Source organism: Micromonospora sp. KLBMP9576, from assembly GCF_050941805.1.
Lineage (GTDB): Bacteria > Actinomycetota > Actinomycetes > Mycobacteriales > Micromonosporaceae > Micromonospora.
Genome location: NZ_CP194567.1, coordinates 4,418,361 through 4,437,806 on the forward strand (window position 1 = coordinate 4,418,361; position 19,446 = coordinate 4,437,806).

Annotated in this window: 16 protein-coding genes; 7 read left to right on the forward strand and 9 right to left on the reverse strand. The window is 72.7% G+C overall.

From position 1 onward, the window contains the following. Positions 1 to 11: 11 nt before the first annotated feature. From zwf to pgl, 3 genes are all read left to right on the forward strand, one after another. Positions 12 to 1,553, forward strand: a complete 1,542-nt coding sequence (zwf, locus tag ACQ452_RS19275; protein ID WP_433386521.1) for a glucose-6-phosphate dehydrogenase — start codon at positions 12 to 14, stop codon at positions 1,551 to 1,553. A 151-nt stretch (positions 1,554 to 1,704) separates the two neighbouring features. Further along, positions 1,705 to 2,721: a glucose-6-phosphate dehydrogenase assembly protein OpcA gene (locus ACQ452_RS19280; protein ID WP_433386522.1), complete on the forward strand. Its 1,017-nt coding sequence runs from the start codon at positions 1,705 to 1,707 to the stop codon at positions 2,719 to 2,721. 66 nt (positions 2,722 to 2,787) lie between these two features. After that, on the forward strand, positions 2,788 to 3,558 hold the full coding sequence (pgl, locus tag ACQ452_RS19285) for a 6-phosphogluconolactonase (RefSeq protein ID WP_433386523.1): 771 nt from the start codon (positions 2,788 to 2,790) through the stop codon (positions 3,556 to 3,558). A 479-nt stretch (positions 3,559 to 4,037) separates the two neighbouring features. Here pgl and ACQ452_RS19290 read toward each other — a convergent pair whose 3' ends face one another. From ACQ452_RS19290 to rapZ, 8 genes are all read right to left on the reverse strand, one after another. Beyond that, positions 4,038 to 4,379, reverse strand: coding sequence for an RNA polymerase-binding protein RbpA (locus ACQ452_RS19290; protein WP_433386524.1), 342 nt, complete (start codon positions 4,377 to 4,379; stop codon positions 4,038 to 4,040). Between the two features lie 130 nt (positions 4,380 to 4,509). Further along, positions 4,510 to 4,773, reverse strand: coding sequence for a preprotein translocase subunit SecG (secG, locus tag ACQ452_RS19295; RefSeq protein ID WP_433386525.1), 264 nt, complete (start codon positions 4,771 to 4,773; stop codon positions 4,510 to 4,512). A gap of 95 nt (positions 4,774 to 4,868) precedes the next feature. Further along, positions 4,869 to 5,660 (reverse strand): triose-phosphate isomerase, encoded by a 792-nt coding sequence (tpiA, locus tag ACQ452_RS19300; RefSeq protein WP_433386526.1) that lies wholly within the window; start codon positions 5,658 to 5,660, stop codon positions 4,869 to 4,871. Further along, entirely contained in the window at positions 5,660 to 6,859 is a 1,200-nt protein-coding gene (locus ACQ452_RS19305) for a phosphoglycerate kinase (RefSeq protein WP_433386527.1), read from the reverse strand. Before ACQ452_RS19305 ends, tpiA begins: the two co-directional genes overlap by 1 nt. Further along, the gene (gap, locus tag ACQ452_RS19310) at positions 6,856 to 7,860 is read right to left on the reverse strand and encodes a type I glyceraldehyde-3-phosphate dehydrogenase (RefSeq protein ID WP_433386528.1); all 1,005 of its coding nucleotides are present in this window, start codon (positions 7,858 to 7,860) and stop codon (positions 6,856 to 6,858) included. Before gap ends, ACQ452_RS19305 begins: the two co-directional genes overlap by 4 nt. Positions 7,861 to 8,126: 266 nt before the next feature. Next, the gene (gene whiA, locus ACQ452_RS19315) at positions 8,127 to 9,107 is read right to left on the reverse strand and encodes a DNA-binding protein WhiA (RefSeq protein ID WP_433386529.1); all 981 of its coding nucleotides are present in this window, start codon (positions 9,105 to 9,107) and stop codon (positions 8,127 to 8,129) included. Between the two features lie 54 nt (positions 9,108 to 9,161). Next, positions 9,162 to 10,220, reverse strand: a complete 1,059-nt coding sequence (locus ACQ452_RS19320) for a gluconeogenesis factor YvcK family protein (RefSeq protein ID WP_433386530.1) — start codon at positions 10,218 to 10,220, stop codon at positions 9,162 to 9,164. Continuing rightward, positions 10,217 to 11,062 carry an RNase adapter RapZ gene (gene rapZ, locus ACQ452_RS19325; RefSeq protein WP_433394243.1) on the reverse strand — a complete coding sequence of 282 codons (846 nt, stop codon included), beginning with the start codon at positions 11,060 to 11,062 and terminating at the stop codon, positions 10,217 to 10,219. Before rapZ ends, ACQ452_RS19320 begins: the two co-directional genes overlap by 4 nt. 342 nt (positions 11,063 to 11,404) lie before the next feature. Here rapZ and ACQ452_RS19330 point away from each other — a divergent pair, with 342 nt between their 5' ends. From ACQ452_RS19330 to recQ, 3 genes are all read left to right on the forward strand, one after another. Then, on the forward strand, positions 11,405 to 11,680 hold the full coding sequence (locus tag ACQ452_RS19330; protein ID WP_433386531.1) for a hypothetical protein: 276 nt from the start codon (positions 11,405 to 11,407) through the stop codon (positions 11,678 to 11,680). Between the two features lie 17 nt (positions 11,681 to 11,697). Next, positions 11,698 to 11,946, forward strand: a complete 249-nt coding sequence (locus ACQ452_RS19335) for a hypothetical protein (protein WP_433386532.1) — start codon at positions 11,698 to 11,700, stop codon at positions 11,944 to 11,946. Between the two features lie 72 nt (positions 11,947 to 12,018). After that, positions 12,019 to 13,857 carry a DNA helicase RecQ gene (recQ, locus tag ACQ452_RS19340; RefSeq protein ID WP_433386533.1) on the forward strand — a complete coding sequence of 613 codons (1,839 nt, stop codon included), beginning with the start codon at positions 12,019 to 12,021 and terminating at the stop codon, positions 13,855 to 13,857. A gap of 19 nt (positions 13,858 to 13,876) precedes the next feature. On the opposite strand, the gene uvrC is transcribed toward recQ, so the two are convergent. After that, entirely contained in the window at positions 13,877 to 15,904 is a 2,028-nt protein-coding gene (gene uvrC / locus ACQ452_RS19345; protein WP_433386534.1) for an excinuclease ABC subunit UvrC, read from the reverse strand. A 287-nt stretch (positions 15,905 to 16,191) separates the two neighbouring features. On the opposite strand from uvrC, the gene ACQ452_RS19350 reads away from it, so the two are divergent. Continuing rightward, complete coding sequence (locus ACQ452_RS19350) at positions 16,192 to 19,434, forward strand: penicillin acylase family protein (protein ID WP_433386535.1); 3,243 nt, start codon at positions 16,192 to 16,194, stop codon at positions 19,432 to 19,434. The last annotated feature ends 12 nt before the right edge of the window (positions 19,435 to 19,446 follow it).

Here is a 19,446-nt window from a genome sequence, read left to right on the forward strand (position 1 = left end):
CGATGAGGACCATGGACGACGCGGAGCGAGGAGGCGGCGTGAACCCGCTGCGCGATCCGCAGGACCGCCGGCTGCCACGGATTCCGGAGTCGTGCGCTCTGGTGATCTTCGGAGTCACCGGTGACCTGGCCCGCAAGAAACTCCTCCCGGCCGTGTACGACCTGGCGAACCGGGGGCTGCTGCCCCCGGGTTTCGTCGTGCTCGGCTTCGCCCGCCGCGACTGGGGTGACGGGGACTTCGAGTCGCTCGCCCACGAGGCCGCCAAGAAGCACGCCCGCACCCCCTGGCGGGAGGAGGTGTGGGCGCGGCTCGTCGGCAACGTCAAGTTCGTCGGCGGCTCCTTCGACGACGACGCCGCGTTCGACCACCTCGCCGAGATGCTGGACGAGCTGCGCCAGACGCACGGCATCCCGGGCAACGCCGCCTTCTACTTCTCCATCCCCCCGGCGGCGTTCCCCGTGGTCCTCAAGCAGCTCGCCCGCACCGGAATGGCCGACAACGCCAAGTCCGGCGGCTGGCGCCGGGTGGTGGTGGAGAAGCCCTTCGGGCACGACCTGCCCTCGGCGAAGGCCCTCAACGACCTGGTCGACGACGTCTTCACCCGCAAGGACGTCTTCCGCATCGACCACTACCTCGGCAAGGAGACCGTCCAGAACATCCTCGCGCTGCGGTTCGCCAACAACCTGTTCGAGCCGCTGTGGAACTCCAAGTACGTCGACTCGGTGCAGATCACCATGGCCGAGGACGTCGGCATCGGCAGCCGTGCCGGCTTCTACGACTCGGCCGGCGCGGCCCGCGACGTGCTCCAGAACCACCTGCTCCAGTTGCTGGCGCTGGTGGCGATGGAGGAGCCGACGAGCTTCGACGCCGACGAGATCCGCACCGAGAAGCTCAAGGTCCTGCGGGCCATCACCCTGCCGAAGGACATCGCCGAGGGCACCGTGCGCGGGCAGTACCTGCCGGGTTGGGTGGGTGGCGAGCGGGCCGTCGGCTACCTGGAGGAGGAGGGCGTCCCGCAGGACTCGACCACGGAGACCTACGTGGCGGTCCGGCTCGGCATCCAGAACCGCCGCTGGGCGGAGGTGCCGTTCTACATCCGCGCCGGCAAGCGGCTGCCGCGACGCGTCACCGAGGTAGCCATCATGTTCAAGCGGGCGCCGCACCTGCCGTTCAACGACGCCGACATGGAGTCGCTGGGCAACAACCAGCTCGTGATCCGGGTGCAGCCCGACGAGGGCGTCGTGCTCAAGTTCGGCTCCAAGGTGCCGGGCACCACGATGGAGGTCCGCGACATCGCGATGGACTTCCAGTACGGCGAGGCGTTCACCGAGTCCAGCCCCGAGGCGTACGAGCGGCTCGTGCTGGACGTGCTGATCGGTGACCGTACCCTCTTCCCGGACGCCGCCGAGGTCGAGCAGAGCTGGCAGGTCGTCGACCCGCTGGAGCACGCCTGGGCGGGCACCACGCCGGAGCCGTACCGGGCCGGCGAGTGGGGTCCCCGGGCCGCCGACGAGATGCTCGCCCGCGAGGGCCGGGCCTGGCGCAGAGCGTGAGCGCGAGGAGTGAGCCGGTTCTGCGAGCCCCGCAGTCGCGAACGAAGGCAGGTGCCGTGAGCGCGAGGAGTGAGCCGGTTCTGCGAGCCCCGCAGTCGCGAACGAAGGCAGGTGCCGTGAGCAGGCGCAGCGAGCAAACCAGGAGGCTCCATTGATCGGCCTGTGGGACACCACCGGCAACGAGGTGGTCAAGGCGCTGGCCGCCGAGCGGCGCAGCGCCGGCGGGGTGGCCAGCGGAATGGCGCTCACCCTGATCGTGGTGGTCGACGAGAAACGGGTCCGCGAGGCGGAGGCGGCGGCGACCATCGCCGCCGCCGCCCACCCCTGCCGGCTGGTGGTGGTGGTCCGCTCCGACGTGGAGCGCGAGCGCAACCGGCTGGACGCGGAGATCGTCGTCGGTGGCCGCCTCGGGCCCTGCGAGGCGGTCGTGACCCGGATGTACGGGCGGCTGGCCCTGCACGCCGAGTCGGTGGTGATGCCGTTGCTGGTGCCGGACGTGCCGGTCGTGACGTGGTGGCACGGCGATCCCCCGACCGAGATCGCCACGGACTTCCTCGGCGTGGTCGCCGACCGGCGCATCACCGACTCCGCGCAGGCCGCCGACCCGGTCGAGGCGCTGCGTCAACGGGCCCGGGACTACGCGCCCGGCGACACCGACCTGGCGTGGACGAGGATCACCCCGTGGCGCACCCTCGTGGCGGGGGCGTTCGACGCCACCCAGGCGGAGGTGACCGAGGCGAGGGTGGTGGCACCGCCCACCGACCCGACGGCCGCGCTGATGCAGGGCTGGTTGGCCGCGCGGCTCGGCATCACGCCGACGTGGCAGCACAGCCGGGAGTGGCCGCGGATGCGGGAGGTGCAGCTTCGCTGCGCCAACGGCGACACGCTGACCCTGACCCGCGACGACAGTGTGGCGACGTTCCAACGTACCGGGCAGGACGATCGGCAACTGCCGCTCGTCCGCCGCCCGCTCGGCGACGAACTGGCCGAGGAACTGCGCCGGCTCGATGCCGACCAGGTATACGCGGAGGCGCTGGGCGCGGCGGCCGGGCTGGCCGGGCTGGACCAGCACCCCACGCAGCGGGTGCACGTCTGGAAGGATCCGGCCACGGCCCAGCGGGCCGAGGCGGGGGTCACCGCGCACACGGGTACGAGCGCCGAGCACTGAGCACACCGGCTGCCGGCACCACGCGACACCGGCCGCGCGGCGGCCGGAGAAACGAAGGCACATCAGATGAGTGAGGCGAGTGTCGCCGTCCATGCCGACGCCGACCTGCTGGCCCAGGCGGTGGCCGCCCGGCTGCTGGTCAGGCTGCTCGACGCGCAGGCCGAGCGGGGCCAGGCGTCGGTGGTGCTGACCGGCGGCCGGATAGCCGCGGCGGTGCACCGGGCGGTGGCGGCGTTGCCGGCCCGGGACGCCGTCGACTGGTCCCGGGTGGACGTCTGGTGGGGCGACGAGCGGTTCCTGCCCGCCGGCGATCCCGAGCGCAACGAGACGCAGGCCCGCGCGACGCTGCTGGACGCGGTGCCGCTGGACCCGGCCCGGGTCCACCCCATGCCCGCCTCCGACGGCCCGGCCGGCCCGGACCCGGAGGAGGCGGCGGCCCGCTACGCCGGCGAGCTGGCCCGCGCGGCGCGACCGGGCAACGCCGCGCTGCCCCACTTCGACGTGCTGATGCTGGGTGTCGGCGAGGACGGGCACGTGGCCTCGGTCTTCCCCGAGCACCCGGTACACCACGACAGCCGGCCGGTAAGCGCGGTGCGGGGCAGCCCCAAGCCTCCGCCGCTGCGGACCACGCTGACCCTCTCGGCGATCAACACGGCCGAGGAGGTCTGGTTGGTGGCCAGCGGGGCCGGCAAGGCCCGGGCTGTCGGCATGGCACTGGCGGGGGCCGGGTCGGTTCAGCTCCCGGCGGCGGGCGTGCGGGGCACCGGTCGGACGCTCTGGCTACTGGACCGGGCGGCGGCGGCCGACGTCCCGGCCCGCCTGCGCAGCCTGCGCTGACCGCACCTGGCACCCGGATCGCTGGCTCGGCCAGGACGCACCCGGGAGCCGGGACTACCGTCACCGCCCGCCCGACGCCCGCTGCCACCCGGCCGGCGTCGGCTGGCGGACCGCCGGCGTCGGCTGGCGGGCATCGGCCGGCGGCTGGCGAACGGACGGCGGACGGCGGGCGGGTGACGGCTGACTGCGGGCGGGCGGGTGACCGGCGACGGGCGGCTGGCGGCTGGCGGCTGGCGGCTGGCGGGCGACCATATGCACGCGTGCGCTTTCGAGCTGATGTCGTAACCGATTCACCGGCCATCTGGCGCCCACGGCGGCCCAGACCACCGCACCACGTGATGTCGTAAACGACTCAGCTCCAAAGCGTCGCACGACCTACAGTCCGGTGGGCCGCGCCGCCAGGACCCACCACCCCACGGGAGGCGACCACCGCGCCCCACCGAGCGCGGATCAGCCGTGCCGGGCCACCCGACGAGGGTTCAGCCGCGGCGGCGGCGACGCAGGGCGGCGAGGGCCTCGGCCAGCAGGGCCGCCCCCTCCTCGGCGGTGCGCCGCTCCTTCACGTACGCCAGGTGGGTCTTGTAGGGCTCGAGCCGGGCGCGGCCCGGCGGGTTCTGCGCGTCCTGCCCGGCGGGTAGGCCGCAGCGGGGGCAGTCCCACAGCGGCGGCGCCTCGACCTCGGCGGCGAGCCGGATCCCGGTCCGGTGGTCGTTGCGGCACCAGTAGGTGACGGTCCGGCACGGGGCCGGCTGGTGGCGCTCGGCGCGGCGGTCGGGCGTGGACCCGACCCGGCTGCCCCGGATCACGTTGCCAAAGGACACGGCTGCTCGCTCCTGTCGTCGGAGGGGACCGCCGCGGAGGGGGCGGCGGGCGACGCGGTGCAGCGGGTGAGACGAACTGCGCGCGGCCCGTCGTCGACGGACCGCGCGCAGATTGTACGACTCGGCGGGCTCAGATGACGCCGCTGGCCTGTTGCAGGCGGAGCCAGAGGCCCAGCCCGACGATGCAGGCGAACCAGACGATGCCCACCAGGACGGTGTAGCGGTCGAGGTTCTTCTCCGCCACCGAGGATCCGGCGAGGCTGGAGCTGACGCCACCACCGAACATGCTCGACAACCCGCCGCCCTTACCGCGGTGCAGCAGGATGAGCATGGTCAGCAGGACGCTCGTGATGACCAGCAACACGATCAACGTGTATGCGAACCAGATCGGCATGGCTGGGGTCAGTCCTCTCGTTACGATCCTCGCCCGGACAGATCGGGCACGGGGGCACCGACCGACGGACGGGCGGAGTCAAGGATAGCGAGCGATCAGCGGGTGATGTGCTCCGGGAACCGGCAGATCTTCGCGAACTCCTCGGCGTCCAGGCTCGCGCCGCCCACCAGGGCCCCGTCGACGTCCGGCTGGGCCATGATCGCAGCGACGTTGGAGGACTTGACCGACCCGCCGTAGAGGACCCGGACCTGCTCGGCCGTGTCCTGGCCGAAGGACTCCGCCAGGCGCTGACGCACCGCGCCACACACCTCCTGGGCATCCTCCGGCGTGGCGGTCTTGCCCGTGCCGATCGCCCAGACCGGCTCGTACGCCACGACGACCTTCGTCACCTGCTCGGCGGTCAGCCCCTTCAGGGCGCCGTCGAGCTGGTCGCTGCAGTGCGCCACGTGGGTGCCGTTCTCCCGCACGTCGAGCCCCTCCCCCACGCAGAGGATCGGGGTGAGCCCGTGGGCCAGCGCCGCCTGCACCTTGGCGTTGACGATCGCGTCGTCCTCGTGGTGGTAGGCGCGCCGCTCCGAGTGCCCGATCACCACGTAGGTGCAGCCCAGCTTCGCCAACATCGCGCCGGAGATGTCGCCGGTGTAGGCGCCCGACGCGTGCGGCGAGAGGTCCTGCCCGCCGTAGCCGATGAGCAGCTTGTCGCCGTCGACGGCGGTCTGCACCGTACGCAGGTCGGTGAACGGCGGCAGGACCACCGTCTCGACGGCGGCGAGCTGCTTCTCGGTGAGGCTCGCGGCCAGCTTCTGCATCAGCAGGTTGGCCTCGAGGTGGTTGCAGTTCATCTTCCAGTTGCCGGCCATCAGGGGCCGGCGGGTGACGCTCGCCATCAGTTCTCCAGGGCCGCGATGCCGGGGAGGGTCTTGCCCTCCAGGTATTCCAGGGAGGCGCCGCCGCCCGTGGAGATGTGCCCGAAGGACGACTCGTCCAGCCCGAGCGCGCGGACCGCCGCAGCGGAGTCACCGCCCCCGACGACCGTGAACGCGTCGCTCTTCGCGATCGTCTCGGCGATGCCACGGGTGCCGTGGGCGAACGCCGGCATCTCGAACACACCCATCGGGCCGTTCCAGAAGATCGTCCGCGCGCCCTTGAGCGCGGCGGCGAACCCGGCGACCGTCTCCGGCCCGATGTCGAGCCCGACCCGGTTGCCCGGAATGGCGTCGGCCGCCACGGTGTCGTGCGCGGCGTCCGGGGCGAACGCTTCCGCGGCCACCACGTCGACCGGGAGCATGATCTTGCCCGTGGAGCGCTCCAGCAGGTTGCGGCAGGTCTCGACCATGTCCTCCTCCAGCAGCGAGGAGCCCACCTCGTGGCCCTGGGCCTTGAGGAAGGTGAAGCACATCCCGCCGCCGATGAGCAGCCGGTCGACCGTCGGCAGCAGCGCCTCGATGACCGCGAGCTTGTCGGAGACCTTCGAACCACCGAGCACCACGACGTACGGGCGCTCCGGCTCGCCGGTCAGCCGGGACAGGACCTCCACCTCGCGCAGCACCAGCCGGCCGGCGACGTGCGGCAGCCGCGCCGGCACGTCGTGGACGCTGGCGTGCTTGCGGTGCACCGCGCCGAACGCGTCGTCGACGTAGGCGTCGCCGAACGCGGCGAGCTGGTCGGCGAAGGCGCCCCGCTCGGTGTCGTCCTTGCTGGTCTCGCCCTTGTTGAAGCGCAGGTTCTCCAGCAGGGCGACCTCGCCGTCAGCGAGCGCGTCCACGGTGGAGCGGGCGGACTCGCCGACGGTGTCGGTGGCGAAACGTACCGGCACACCGAGCAGCTCACCGAGCCGCCCGGCGACCGGACGCAGGCTGAACTGCGGGTCCGGGGCGCCCTTGGGACGACCCAGGTGCGAGCAGACGACCACCTTCGCGCCGGCCTCCACGAGCGCGCCGAGCGTCGGCAGCACGGCGCGGATGCGACCGTCGTCGCTGATGTCGCCTGACTGCTTGTCGAGCGGGACGTTCAGGTCGGCGCGCACCAGCACGCGCCGACCCGACACCCCCTCGACGAGCAGGTCGTCGAGGGTACGGATGCTCACAGCGAGCTACCCACCAGCTTGACGAGGTCGACCAGGCGGTTGGAGTAGCCCCACTCGTTGTCGTACCAGCCGACGACCTTGACCTGGTTGCCGACGACCTTGGTCAGCGGCGCGTCGAAGATGCACGACGCCGGGTCGGTGACGATGTCGGAGGAGACGATCGGGTCCTCGTTGTAGACCAGGATGCCCTTGAGCGGGCCCTCGGCGGCGGCCTTCAGCGCGGCGTTGACCTCGTCGACCGTGGTCTCCCGGTTGACGTCGACGGTGAGGTCGGTGGCCGAGCCGGTCGGGATCGGCACCCGCAGCGCGTAGCCGTCCAGCTTGCCCTTCAGCTCTGGCAGCACCAGGCCGATCGCCTTCGCCGCACCGGTCGAGGTCGGCACGATGTTCAGCGCGGCGGCGCGGGCCCGGCGCAGGTCCTTGTGCGGCGCGTCCTGGAGGTTCTGGTCCTGGGTGTACGCGTGGATCGTCGTCATCAGGCCGTGCTGGATGCCGAACGTGTCGTGCAGGACCTTCGCCATCGGCGCGAGGCAGTTGGTGGTGCAGGAGGCGTTCGAGATGATGGTGTGCTTGGCCGGGTCGTACTGGTCGTGGTTGACGCCCATGACGACCGTGACGTCCTCGTTCTTCGCCGGGGCGGAGATGATGACCTTCTTGGCCCCGCCGTCGACGTGCGCCTTCGCCTTGGTGGCGTCGGTGAAGAAGCCGGTGGACTCGATGACCACGTCCACGCCGGCCTCGCCCCACGGCAGCTTCGCCGGGTCCTTCTCGGCGAACGCCTTGATGCTCTTGCCACCCACGATGATCTCGTCGGCGGTGGCCTTGACCTCGTGCGGCAGCCGGCCCAGGATGCTGTCGTACTTGAGCAGGTGGGCGAGCGTCGCGTTGTCGGTCAGGTCGTTGACCGCCACGACCTCGATGTCAGCGCCGGATGCCAGCACTGCCCGGAAGAAGTTACGGCCGATCCGGCCGAAGCCGTTGATGCCAACCCGGATGGTCACAGGTCCCATCTCCTCGCGTTCTGGTCCGCCGGCGTGAGAACCGGGCCGGCGGAGGTGTGTGCGCCGACCGGTCGAGCCGGCCGTCGACGATTCATCTCGGCCACCCCGCCGCGGTCTCGAAGGACCTGACCGCCCGAGGCGGTGTTACCCGGCGAAGGGTGCCTGTGTCGGCCCCCTTGCCGTACGCAGCGACCCTATCCGAGCGTGCGGCGCCGTGCAGCGCCGGGTGGTGGCCGCACCGGCGCCGCCGGCCCCGCACCGTCCTATCAGACCACGAGCATGTCGGGCGTGACGGCCGCTTCCGTATCCGGGATGCCCAGGTCCCGCGCGCGCTTGTCGGCCAGCGCCAGCAACCGGCGGATCCGGCCGGCGATCGCGTCCTTGGTCAGCGGCGGATCGGCCAGGGCGCCCAGCTCCTCCAGGGATGCCTGCCGGTGCTCCAGGCGCAGCTGGCCGGCCGAGGTGAGGTGGTTGGGCGCCTCGTCGGCGAGGATCTCCAGCGCCCGGGTCACCCGGGCGGCGGCGGCGACCGCGGCCCGCGCCGAGCGGCGCAGGTTGGCGTCGTCGAAGTTGGCGAGGCGGTTGGCCGTGGCCCGCACCTCGCGGCGCACCCGGCGCTCCTCCCAGGCCAGCACGCTGGAGTGGGCGCCGATGCGGGTGAGCAGCGCGGCGATCGCGTCGCCGTCCTTGACCACCACCCGGTCCACGCCGCGCACCTCGCGGTTCTTGGCGGTGATGCCGATGCGACGGGCCGCACCCACCAGGGCCAGCGCGGACTCGGGGCCGGGGCAGGTGATCTCCAACGCGCTGGAGCGGCCGGGTTCGGTCAGCGAGCCGTGCGCCATGAACGCGCCGCGCCAGGCCGACACCGCGCAGCAGACGTTGGCGGCGACGACGTGCGGCGGAAGACCGCGCACGGGGCGTCCCCGCACGTCGAGCAGCCCCGTCTGCCGCGCCAGGGACTCGCCGTCCTTGACCACCCGGACGATGAAGTGGCTGCCCTTGCGCAGCCCGCCGGACGCGAGCACGTGGATCTCACTCTGGTAGCCGTAGACCTCGGCGATCTCCCGCCGCAGCCGTCGGGCCACCGCCCCGGTGTCGAGTTCCGCCTCCACCACGACCCGACCGGAGACGATGTGCAGCCCGCCGGCGAAGCGCAGCAGCGCCGCCATTTCCGCCCGCCTGCAGCAGGGCTTGGGCACGTCGACCCGACTCAGCTCGTCCTTGACCGCAGCCGTCATCGCCATTGTGCGTCCCCTCACGGACCTGTTCCGGCGTGTCGCCGGAGATTACGTACGTGTCTAACGATCGGCGCCCAGGACAGGCACCAGTGCGGCGCCCAATGCGGCGGGATCATGACGGGGAGTGCCGTCGGTGACCGCGACGGGAGCGAGGACCAGTCGGGCACCCAGCGATTCTGCCGCACGCCCGACGGGGGCGGGATCGCCCACCGCCTTGGAGTCGGCGACCACATGGTCGACCCTCAGCTTCGGCAGGTACCGGCGCAGCGCGGCCAGATGGTCGGCCTGGGAGAGCCCGGAGGTCTCCTTCTCGGCGGCGAGGTTCAGCGTGACGAGCCGGCGCGCCGGGCTGGCGACGATCGCGGCGGCGAGCTGCGGCACCAGCAGGTGCGGCAGCACGCTCGTGTACCAGCTTCCCGGCCCGAAGATCAGCCAGTCGGCCGCGCCGATCGCGTCGAGCGCCTGCGGGCAGGCCCGCGGCGCGATCGGCGTGAGCCGCAGCGACTCCACCCGGCCGGTGGTCACCGCGAGCTGGTGCTGGCCCGTGATGGTGCGCACCTCGTCGGGCCGGCCCGGGTCGGCGCCGCGGACCCGGGCCTCGATTCCCACCGGGTCGCACGACATCGGCAGCACCCGGCCCACCGTGCCGAGCATCGCGCCGGCGTGCTCCAGGGCGGCCACCGGGTCGCCGAGCAGCTCCATCAGCCCGGCGAGCACCAGGTTGCCCACGGCGTGCCCGGCCAGCCCGCCGCCCTGACCGGGCCGCCGGGCCGGGGCGGTCGCGCCGCCGGAGACGTCGGGCGGGTGCCCGCCACCGACGGCGGCGGTGGCGGCGTCGAGGTTGGGCGTCGGCACCGGGCGGAAGCGGTGCTGGAAGAGCCCGGCGCTGCGCCGGGTCGCCGGGTGGTCCCCGGCCAGCGCGACCAGCGCCTGCCGCAGGTCGCCCGGGGGCAGGCCGCCCCGTTCGGCGCGCAGCCGGCCGCTGGAGCCGCCGTCGTCGCCGACGGTGACGACCGCCGTGATGTCCAGGTCCAGTTCGGGGGCGCAGCGGCGCAGGGCGCGCAGCGAGGCGGACAGGCCGTGCCCGCCGCCGAAGGCGACCACCCGCGTCGCGGTCACTCGCGCCCCAGGTCGCGGTGCTGGGCGTTGGCGGCCAGGCCGGAGTGACGCAGCCGGGCAGCCAGTTCCTCGGCGATGGCCACGCTGCGGTGCTTGCCGCCGGTGCAGCCGACCGCCACGGTCAGGTAGCGCTTGCCCTCCCGCTCGAAGCCGCCGGTGGTCGCGTTGACCAGGTCGGCGTACGACGTGACGAAGGCGTCCGCGCCCTCCTGGCCCAGCACGTACGAGCTGACCGCCTCGTCCCGGCCGGTGTGCTCGCGCAGTTCGGGCACCCAGTACGGGTTGGGCAGGAACCGGGCGTCGAGCACGAAGTCGGCGTCGGTCGGCAGGCCGTACTTGAAGCCGAAGGAGAGCACGGTGACCCGCAGCCGGCGGGCGTCCTCGCCGCCGAAGAGCTCCTCGACGCGGCGGCGTAGCTGGTTGACGTTCAGGTGGCTGGTGTCGATGATCACGTCGGCCTGGTCGCGGGCCTCCTCCAGCAGGCCGCGCTCGATCGCGATGCCGTCGGCGAGCCGCCCCTCGCCCTGCAACGGATGCGAGCGCCGGACGCTCTCGAACCGCCGGATGAGCACCTCGTCGTCGGCGTCGACGAAGACCACCCGGGGCGAGAAGCCGCGCTCCTTGAGCTCCCGGATCGCCCCCGCCAGGTCGGTGGAGAAGGCGCGCGAGCGCACGTCCAGCACCATCGCCGTACGCCGGGCCGCCCCGCCCGCCTTGAACGCCAGCTCGGCCATGTCGAGCATCAGCGCCTGGGGCAGGTTGTCCACCACGTAGAAGCCGACGTTCTCCAGCGCCCGGGCCACCGTGCTGCGGCCACCTCCGGAGAGCCCGGTCACCACCACGAGGGTGGTGTCCGACTCCGCCGGTGTCTGCTGCCCGGTCGCCGTCGCGCCCCGTTCCTGGGCCGTACGCGCCTCGCTCACCTACTACCCCCAAGCCGTGGCGCCGCAGCCGGCACTCCGGCCGCGCGTGGTCGATCTGCGACTCTATCCCGCACCGGCCGTGCGCTGCCGACACGCCCCGCGCCGGGTCACCGTCGCCGGTGGCGATCCGGCGCACGGACCGGCCGTACCCTGCGGCGCGAGAGTCGCGTTCCCGACAGGCGGAGCCCTTGATTACATTCAGTAATCATCCACACCCTGCACGCTATAACCGCAGGTGGCGGCCACTATCCGGGAGGCGCAGTGCACGATCTGGCAGAGAAGAACAAATACATCGGCTTCCTGTTCATGAAGATCAACCCCGAGTACTTCGCGCTGGGCCGGGAGGGCATCCACGAGGTCTCCGCCGAGCACGCCCGCGACCTCGCACGCTTCGCCAAGCAACTCACCCACGTGGTCTGCACCGGCGTCAACGGCCGATACGACCAGGTGACGATGGTCGAGGCGGACACCCTGGAGGAGATCAACGCGGCGGCCACGGCGTTCCGGATGGGCAGCAAGGCCCGCTACTGCACCTGACCTACCTGGCCGGCGACGTGCGGGAGGCCCGGGAGCAGGCGGTCGTCTACACCGAGGGGCTGACGATCCTCCGCGCCGAGCTGGCCGCCAGCGCCGCGCTACTGTCCCGGGCCGACGCCTGGAACCACGTGGAGCCGGTCTTCTGTGGCCGCACCGGCCCCGACAACGAGATCTGCATGGACGTGAGCGGGCATCCCGGCTTCCACAGCGCGGCCGGCATCGGCGGGCTCTGCTGGGGCGACGGGGACGCCACCGCCGGTCGGTGACGTCACCGGGGCTCGGCGCGCCCCGCCCGCTCGGGTCGTCGGGCTGTCGGGGTGGGTTCGTAGAATCACCGGATGGCTTCCCCCACCGACCTGCGCTCCTCCGACGCCCTGGAGGTGCTGCGCCGGGTCTTCGGCTACGACGCCTTCCGCGGCTTCCAGCAGGAGGTGATCGACCACGTGGTGGCCGGCGGCGACGCGCTGGTGCTGATGCCCACCGGTGGCGGCAAGTCGCTGTGCTACCAGATCCCGGCGCTGGTCCGCGACGGCGTGGCGGTGGTGGTCTCCCCGTTGATCGCGCTGATGCAGGACCAGGTCGACGCGCTGACGGCGGTCGGCGTCCGGGCGGGATTCCTCAACTCGACCCAGGATCTCGACGCCCGCCGGGCCGTGGAGCGGGCGTTCGTCACCGGCGAGCTGGACCTGCTCTACCTCGCCCCCGAGGCGCTGGGCACCCGGGGGGCGCAGCAGCTTCTCGACCGGGGCCGGATCGCCCTGTTCGCCATCGACGAGGCGCACTGCGTGTCGCAGTGGGGGCACGACTTCCGCCCCGACTACCTCGCCCTGTCGATGCTGCACGAGCGCTGGCCGGACGTGCCCCGCATCGCGCTGACCGCCACCGCGACCAGCGCGACCCGCGACGAGATCGCCACCCGGCTCAAGCTCACCGACGCCCGGCACTTCGTGGCCAGCTTCGACCGGCCCAACATCCAGTACCGCATCGTGCCCAAGCGCGAGCCCCGCAAGCAACTGCTCGGTCTGCTGCGCGACGAGCACCCCGGCGACGCGGGCATCGTCTACTGCCTCTCCCGCGCCTCGGTCGACAAGACGGCGGAGTTCCTCACCACCAACGGCGTCGCCGCGCTGCCCTACCACGCCGGGCTGGACGCGCGCACCCGCGCCCGCAACCAGCAGCGCTTCCTGCGCGAGGACGGTCTGGTGATGGTGGCGACCATCGCGTTCGGCATGGGCATCGACAAGCCCGACGTCCGCTTCGTCGCCCACCTCGACCTGCCCAAGTCGGTCGAGGGCTACTACCAGGAGACCGGCCGCGCCGGGCGCGACGGGCTGCCGTCGACCGCCTGGCTGGCGTACGGGCTCCAGGACGTGGTGCAGCAGCGCAAGATGATCGAGACCTCGGAGGGTGACCTCGCCCACCGGCGCAACCTCGCCGCCCACCTGGACGCGATGCTCGCCCTCTGCGAGACGGTGCGCTGCCGGCGCGGGCAACTGCTCGACTACTTCGGCGAGCAGGCCACCGGCGCCTGCGGCAACTGCGACACGTGCCTCAGCCCGCCGGAGTCCTGGGACGGCACCGTCGCGGCGCAGAAGCTGCTCTCCACGGTCTTCCGGCTCGACCGGGAACGCAACCAGCGTTTCGGCGCGGGGCACTGCGTCGACATCCTGCTTGGGCGCACCACCGACAAGATCACCCAGCACGGTCACGACTCGCTGACCGTCTTCGGCATCGGCGACGAGCTGCGCGAGGCGGAGTGGCGCGGCGTGGTGCGGCAACTGCTGGCCGAGGGGCTGCTGGCCGTCGAGGGCGACTACGGCACCCTGGCCCTCACCGAGGCCAGCGCGGAGGTGCTGGGCCGCCGCCGCACGGTCATGATGCGCCGCGAGCCGGAGAAGGTCGCGTCGTCCCGGTCCGCCAAGCCGCGGGGGGCGGCCACCGTCGTCGCCGAGCTGTCCCCGAGCGCCGCCGGGCTCTTCGAGCGCCTGCGCGCCTGGCGGGCAGCCACCGCCAAGGAGCAGGGCGTCCCGGCGTACGTGATCTTCCACGACGCCACGCTGCGCCAGATCGCCACCGACGCACCCGGATCACTGGCCGAGTTGTCGGGGGTCAACGGCGTCGGCGAGAACAAGCTCGCGAAGTACGGCGAGCAGATCCTGGCCGTCCTGGCCGGGTGAGCGCCCGCCGGCCGCCCGGTCAGTCCCCCGCCGGGGCCTTCGCCTCGCCGCTCAACGCGGCGAGGACGGCCGCGGCGGTGCGCCGGCCCACGCCGGGCACCTCGGTGATCTCCTCCACGGTGGCGGCGGAGAGGCGCTTGAGCGAGCCGAAGTGCCGCAGCAGCGCCTTGCGCCGCACCTCCCCCAGGCCGGGCACCCGGTCCAGCGCCGACTCGGTCATCCGCTTGGAGCGCCGCTGCCGGTGGAAGGTGATGGCGAAGCGGTGCGCCTCGTCGCGCACCCGTTGCAGCAGGTAGAGCCCCTCCGAGGTGCGCGGCAGGATGACCGGGAACTCGTCGTCGGGCAGCCAGACCTCCTCCAGCCGCTTCGCCAGCCCGCACAGCGCCACGTCGTCGACGCCCAGCTCCGCCAGCGCCTGGGCCGCCGCCGCGACCTGCGGCGCGCCGCCGTCGACCACCACCAACTGCGGCGGGTACGCGAACCGGCGCGGCCGCCCGGTGGTCGGGTCGATCAGGACGCCGACCCTGGGCTCGTCGGTCCCCGTCGGGGCGGTGAGGTCGCCGGCCGGCGCGGCGAGGTCCTCCGGCGCGGCCTGCCCGGCCGGGGCGACAGGGTCGTCGGCCGGCTCGACCCCCGCCTCGCCGGTCTCGGCGCGGGCGTCGAGGTAGCGGGCGAAGCGGCGGCGCAGCACCTCCGACATGGCGGAGAGGTCGTCGGTGGCCCCCCGGATGATGAAGCGCCGGTATTCGCTCTTGCGCGGCAGCCCGTCCTCGAAGACGACCATGCTCGCCACCACGTCGGTGCCCTGGATCTGGGAGATGTCGAAACACTCGATGCGCAGCGGCGAGGTGCGCAGGTCGAGCGCCTCGGTGATCTCGTCGAGCGCCTTGCTCCGGGTCGTCAGGTCGCCGGAGCGACGCAGCTTGTGCCGGGCGAGGGCGTCCTTGGCGTTGCGCTCGACCGTCTCCATGAGCGACCGCTTGTCGCCGCGCTGCGGCACCCGCAGGCTCACCCGGCTGCCCCGGTGCTCGGAGAGCCAGACGGCCAGCGCGTCGGCATCGGCGGGCAGCGCCGGCACGAGCAGCTCGCGGGGCACGTCGGCCTCGCCCTGTTCGCCGCCGTAGACCTGGGTGCAGAAGTGGTGCACGAGGTCGCCCGTGCTCAGCTCCTCGGTCTTCTCCACCACCCAGCCGCGCTGGCCCCGGACCCGGCCGTCGCGGACGTGGAAGACCTGCACGGCCGCTTCGAGGGGATCGTCGGCGAACGCGACCACGTCGGCGTCGGTGCCGTCGCCGAGCACGACGGTCTGCTTCTCCATGGCCCGGCGCAGCGCCGCCACGTCGTCGCGCAGCCGGGCCGCCCGCTCGAACTCCAGCTGCTCGCTGGCCTCGGTCATCTCCCGCTCCAGCCGGCGCACCATGGTGTCGGTGCGGCCGGCCATGAAGTCGCAGAAGCCGTCGACGATCTCCCGGTGCCGTTCCGGGGTGACGGTGCCGACGCAGGGCGCCGAACACTTGCCGATGTAGCCCAGCAGGCAGGGCCGCCCGACCTGGCTGGCGCGCTTGAACACCCCGGCCGAGCAGGTGCGCGCCGGGAAGACCCGCAGCAGCAGGTCGAGCGTCTCGCGGATCGCCCAGGCGTGCGAGTAGGGACCGAAGTAGCGCACCCCCTTGCGCTTGGCGCCCCGCATCACCTGCAACCGGGGGAACTCCTCGTCGAGGGTCACCGCCAGGTAGGGGTAGGACTTGTCGTCGCGGTAGCGGACGTTGAAGCGCGGGTTGTACTGCTTGATCCAGGTGTATTCGAGCTGGAGCGCCTCGACCTCGGTGCCGACGGTGACCCAGTCCACCGACTCGGCCGTGGTGACCATCTGCTGGGTGCGCTGGTGCAGGCCCCACAGGTCGGCGAAGTAGGAGTTGAGCCGGCTGCGCAGGCTCTTGGCCTTGCCGACGTAGATCACCCGGCCCGTGCCGTCGCGGAATCGGTAGACCCCCGGTGACTCCGGGATGGTGCCGGGCGCGGGACGGTAGGTCGAGGGGTCAGCCACGCTCCGAGACTAGCCGCTGGCCCCGACAGCCCCGATCGCGCCGAGCTGGTCGACCTCGGCGCCGGCCCGGCCGAGGAACCCGGCGCCCCGCCCGCCGGGCGGGCGGGGCGGTGGGGAATCTCGCCGAGTGGATCCACCCAGCTCAATGCTCACGGCACCGTCGGCGACATGGCGATCGATGCCTTCCCATCACGCCCCCCTCCGATTACCATCCGGTAACCGAATGTTCTTCGCGTAATGATCGGCACCCGCCCCACGCCCTGATCCCCATCCCCCAGAGGATCACCATGCCCCGTCCCCGCACCGCGCGCCGCCTGCTGGCCGGCGCGACCGCCGCCCTCGGCGTCGCGGCCCTGCTCGTGGCCCCCGCCCCGCCCGCCGCCACCGCCGCCCCGGCCGCCGCAGCCGCAGCCGCCACCACTGCCTTCGCCGCCAACGACTACTGCCTCGGCGAGTGCGGCGACATCGTGCCGCCCGGCCAGAACGGCAACGCCACCCTCGTCGAGATCCTCGCCCACCAGACCCTCGGCACAATGCCCCGGCACTCCGCCGACCAGCTCGACCGCTACGCCGACCTCGTCTACGGCTACGCCGGGCTGCGCGAGGAGCAGATCGGCAGCTTCTTCGGCGACGCCTCCTTCGGCGTCCCGTCCGGGCAGGTCGAGCGCGACTACTCGCCCCGCTCCGACGTCCGGATCGTGCGCGACAGGGAACTCGGCATCCCGCACATCACCGGCACCACCCGGGGCGGCACCATGTACGGGGCCGGGTACGCCGGCGCCGAGGACCGGCTGTTCACCATGGACCTGCTGCGCCACGTCGGCCGGGGCACCCTCACCCCCTTCGCGGGCGGCTCCCCCGGCAACCGGGCGCTGGAGCAGAGCGTGTGGCGCAACTCGCCGTACACCGACGCGGACCTCCAGGCCCAGGTCGACGCCCTGCGCACCAAGGGCCCGCGCGGTCAACAGCTCTACACCGACGTGCAGGAGTACATCGCCGGCATCAACGCCTACATCGGCGTCTGCATGGCCGACCGCAACTGCCCCGGCGAGTACGTGCTGACCGGGCACCTCGACGCGATCACCAACAAGGGCGGCCCGGAGCCGTTCCGGATGACCGACCTGATCGCCATCGCCGGCGTGGTCGGCGGCCTGTTCGGCGGCGGGGGCGGCAACGAGATGCAGTCCGCGCTGGTCCGCATCGCCGCCCGCGCCAAGTACGGCCCCGTCGAGGGCGACCGGGTCTGGGCGGCCTTCCGCAACGAGAACGACCCCGAGACGGTGCTGACCCTGCACGACGGGCAGAGCTTCCCCTACGGCGCGGCCTCCCCGAACGCCGCCAGCGTGGCGCTGCCCGACGCCGGCTCCACCCGGCCCGAGCCGGTCTTCACCGACCCCACCGGCTCCGCCACCGCCAGGACCACCTCGAGCCGCGGCTCCGAGCTGGCCGCCGCGCTGTCGGGGCTGACCGTGGGCCCGGCCCACCGGGGCATGTCCAACGCGGCCGTCGTCTCCGCCCGGCACTCCGCCACCGGCCACCCGGTGGCCGTGTTCGGGCCGCAGACCGGCTACTTCTCCCCGCAGCTGTTGATGGTGCAGGAGTTGCAGGGGCCCGGGATCAGCGCCCGGGGCGCCGCGTTCGCCGGCCTGAACCTCTACGTGCTGCTCGGCCGGGGCCAGGACTACGCCTGGAGCGCCACCTCGTCGACCCACGACATCACCGACACGTACGCGGTGCCGCTGTGCACCACCGACGGCAGCGCGCCCACCCTCGCCAGCAACCGCTACCTCCACCGGGGCCAGTGCGTGGCGATGGAGCAGCTCGCGCACACCAACAAATGGAGCCCGACGGTCGCCGACAGCACGCCCGCCGGCTCGTACAAGCTGGTGGCCTGGCGCACGAAACTCGGCCTGGTCGCCTGGCGCGGCACCGTCGGCGGCAAGCCGCACGCCTTCACCCAGCTCCGCTCGACGTACCGGCACGAGGCCGACTCGGCGATCGGCTTCCAGTTGTTCAACGACCCGGCCGCGATGGGCTCCGCCGACGCCTTCGTCACCTCGGCGCACCACGTCGAGTACGCGTTCAACTGGTTCTACGTCAACTCCACCCAGTCGGCGTTCTTCACCTCCGGGCTCAACCCCGTACGCGCCGCCGGCTCCAACCCGAACCTGCCGATGAAGGCCGAGCCCGCATACGAGTGGCAGGGCTACCAGCCGGCGACGAACACCGCCACGTACGCCCCCCTGTCGGCCCACCCCCGCTCGGTCGACCAGGACTACTACGTGAGCTGGAACAACAAGCAGGCCAAGGACTTCGGGGCCGCCGACGGCAACTTCAGCTTCGGTGCGGTGCACCGGGGCGACCTGCTCGACCGGCCGCTGCGGGCGGGCATCGCCGCCGGGAAGAAGTACGACCGGGCGTCGCTGACCGAACTGGTGCAGCGGGCCGGGCTGACCGACCTGCGCGGCGTCGAGGTGCTCGACGAGCTGATCCGGGTGCTGGAGAGCCAGCCCGTCGCCGACACCGCCCTGGCCGCCGAGATCGGTCGGCTCCGGGCGTGGCGGCAGGACGGCGCGCTGCGCGTGGAGACGGCCAAGGGCTCGAAGGTGTACCGGCACGCCGAGGCGATCCGCACCTTCGACGCCTGGTGGCCGCTGCTGGTGCGGGGGATGTTCGCCACGCCGCTCGGCCCCGACCTGTACCAGTCCCTGGTGAACGCCATGCAGATCAACGAGTCCCCGTCCGGGCAGCAGCAGGGCGACACGTCGAACGTGCCCGGCTCCACCGGCCCGGCCCAGACCCACAAGGGCTCGGCGTTCCAGTACGGCTGGTGGGGCTACGTCGACAAGGACCTGCGGGCGGTGCTCGGCGACCCGGTCTCCGGCGGCCTCGGCCGCACCCACTGCGGCGGCGGCAGCCTCGCCGGCTGCCGGCAGGTCCTGCTCGACACGCTGCGCAGCGCGGCGACGACCCCGGCCGCCGAGACCTACCCCGGCGACGACACCTGCTCCGCCGGGGACCAGTGGTGCGCCGACGCGATCGTCCAGTCGCCGTTGGGCGGGATCACCCACGACCTGATCGCCTGGCAGAACCGGCCCACCTACCAGCAGGTCGTCTCGTTCCCCGCGAAGCGCGGCGACGACCTGACCAACCTGGCCGCCGGCAGGGCGGTGACCGCGTCGAGCACCCAGTTCGGCTATCCCGCCGCCAGGGCCGTCGACGGGAACCTGGGCACCCGGTGGGCCAGCTCCCGCAATGACGACCAGACGCTCACCGTCGACCTGGGCTCCGCCCGGGCGGTGGGCCGGGTGACCCTGGCCTGGGAGGCGGCGTACGCGAGGTCGTACCGGATCGAGGTCTCTGCCGACGGCACGACCTGGCGCACCGCCTGGTCGACCACGGCCGGCGATGGCGGCACCGACGTGCTGGCGTTCCCCGCCGAGACGGCCCGCTACGTGCGGATGCGCGGGCTGACCCGGGCCACCGAGTACGGCTTCTCGCTGTGGGAGCTGTCGGTGTACTCCCGCTGACCCGCGCGACGG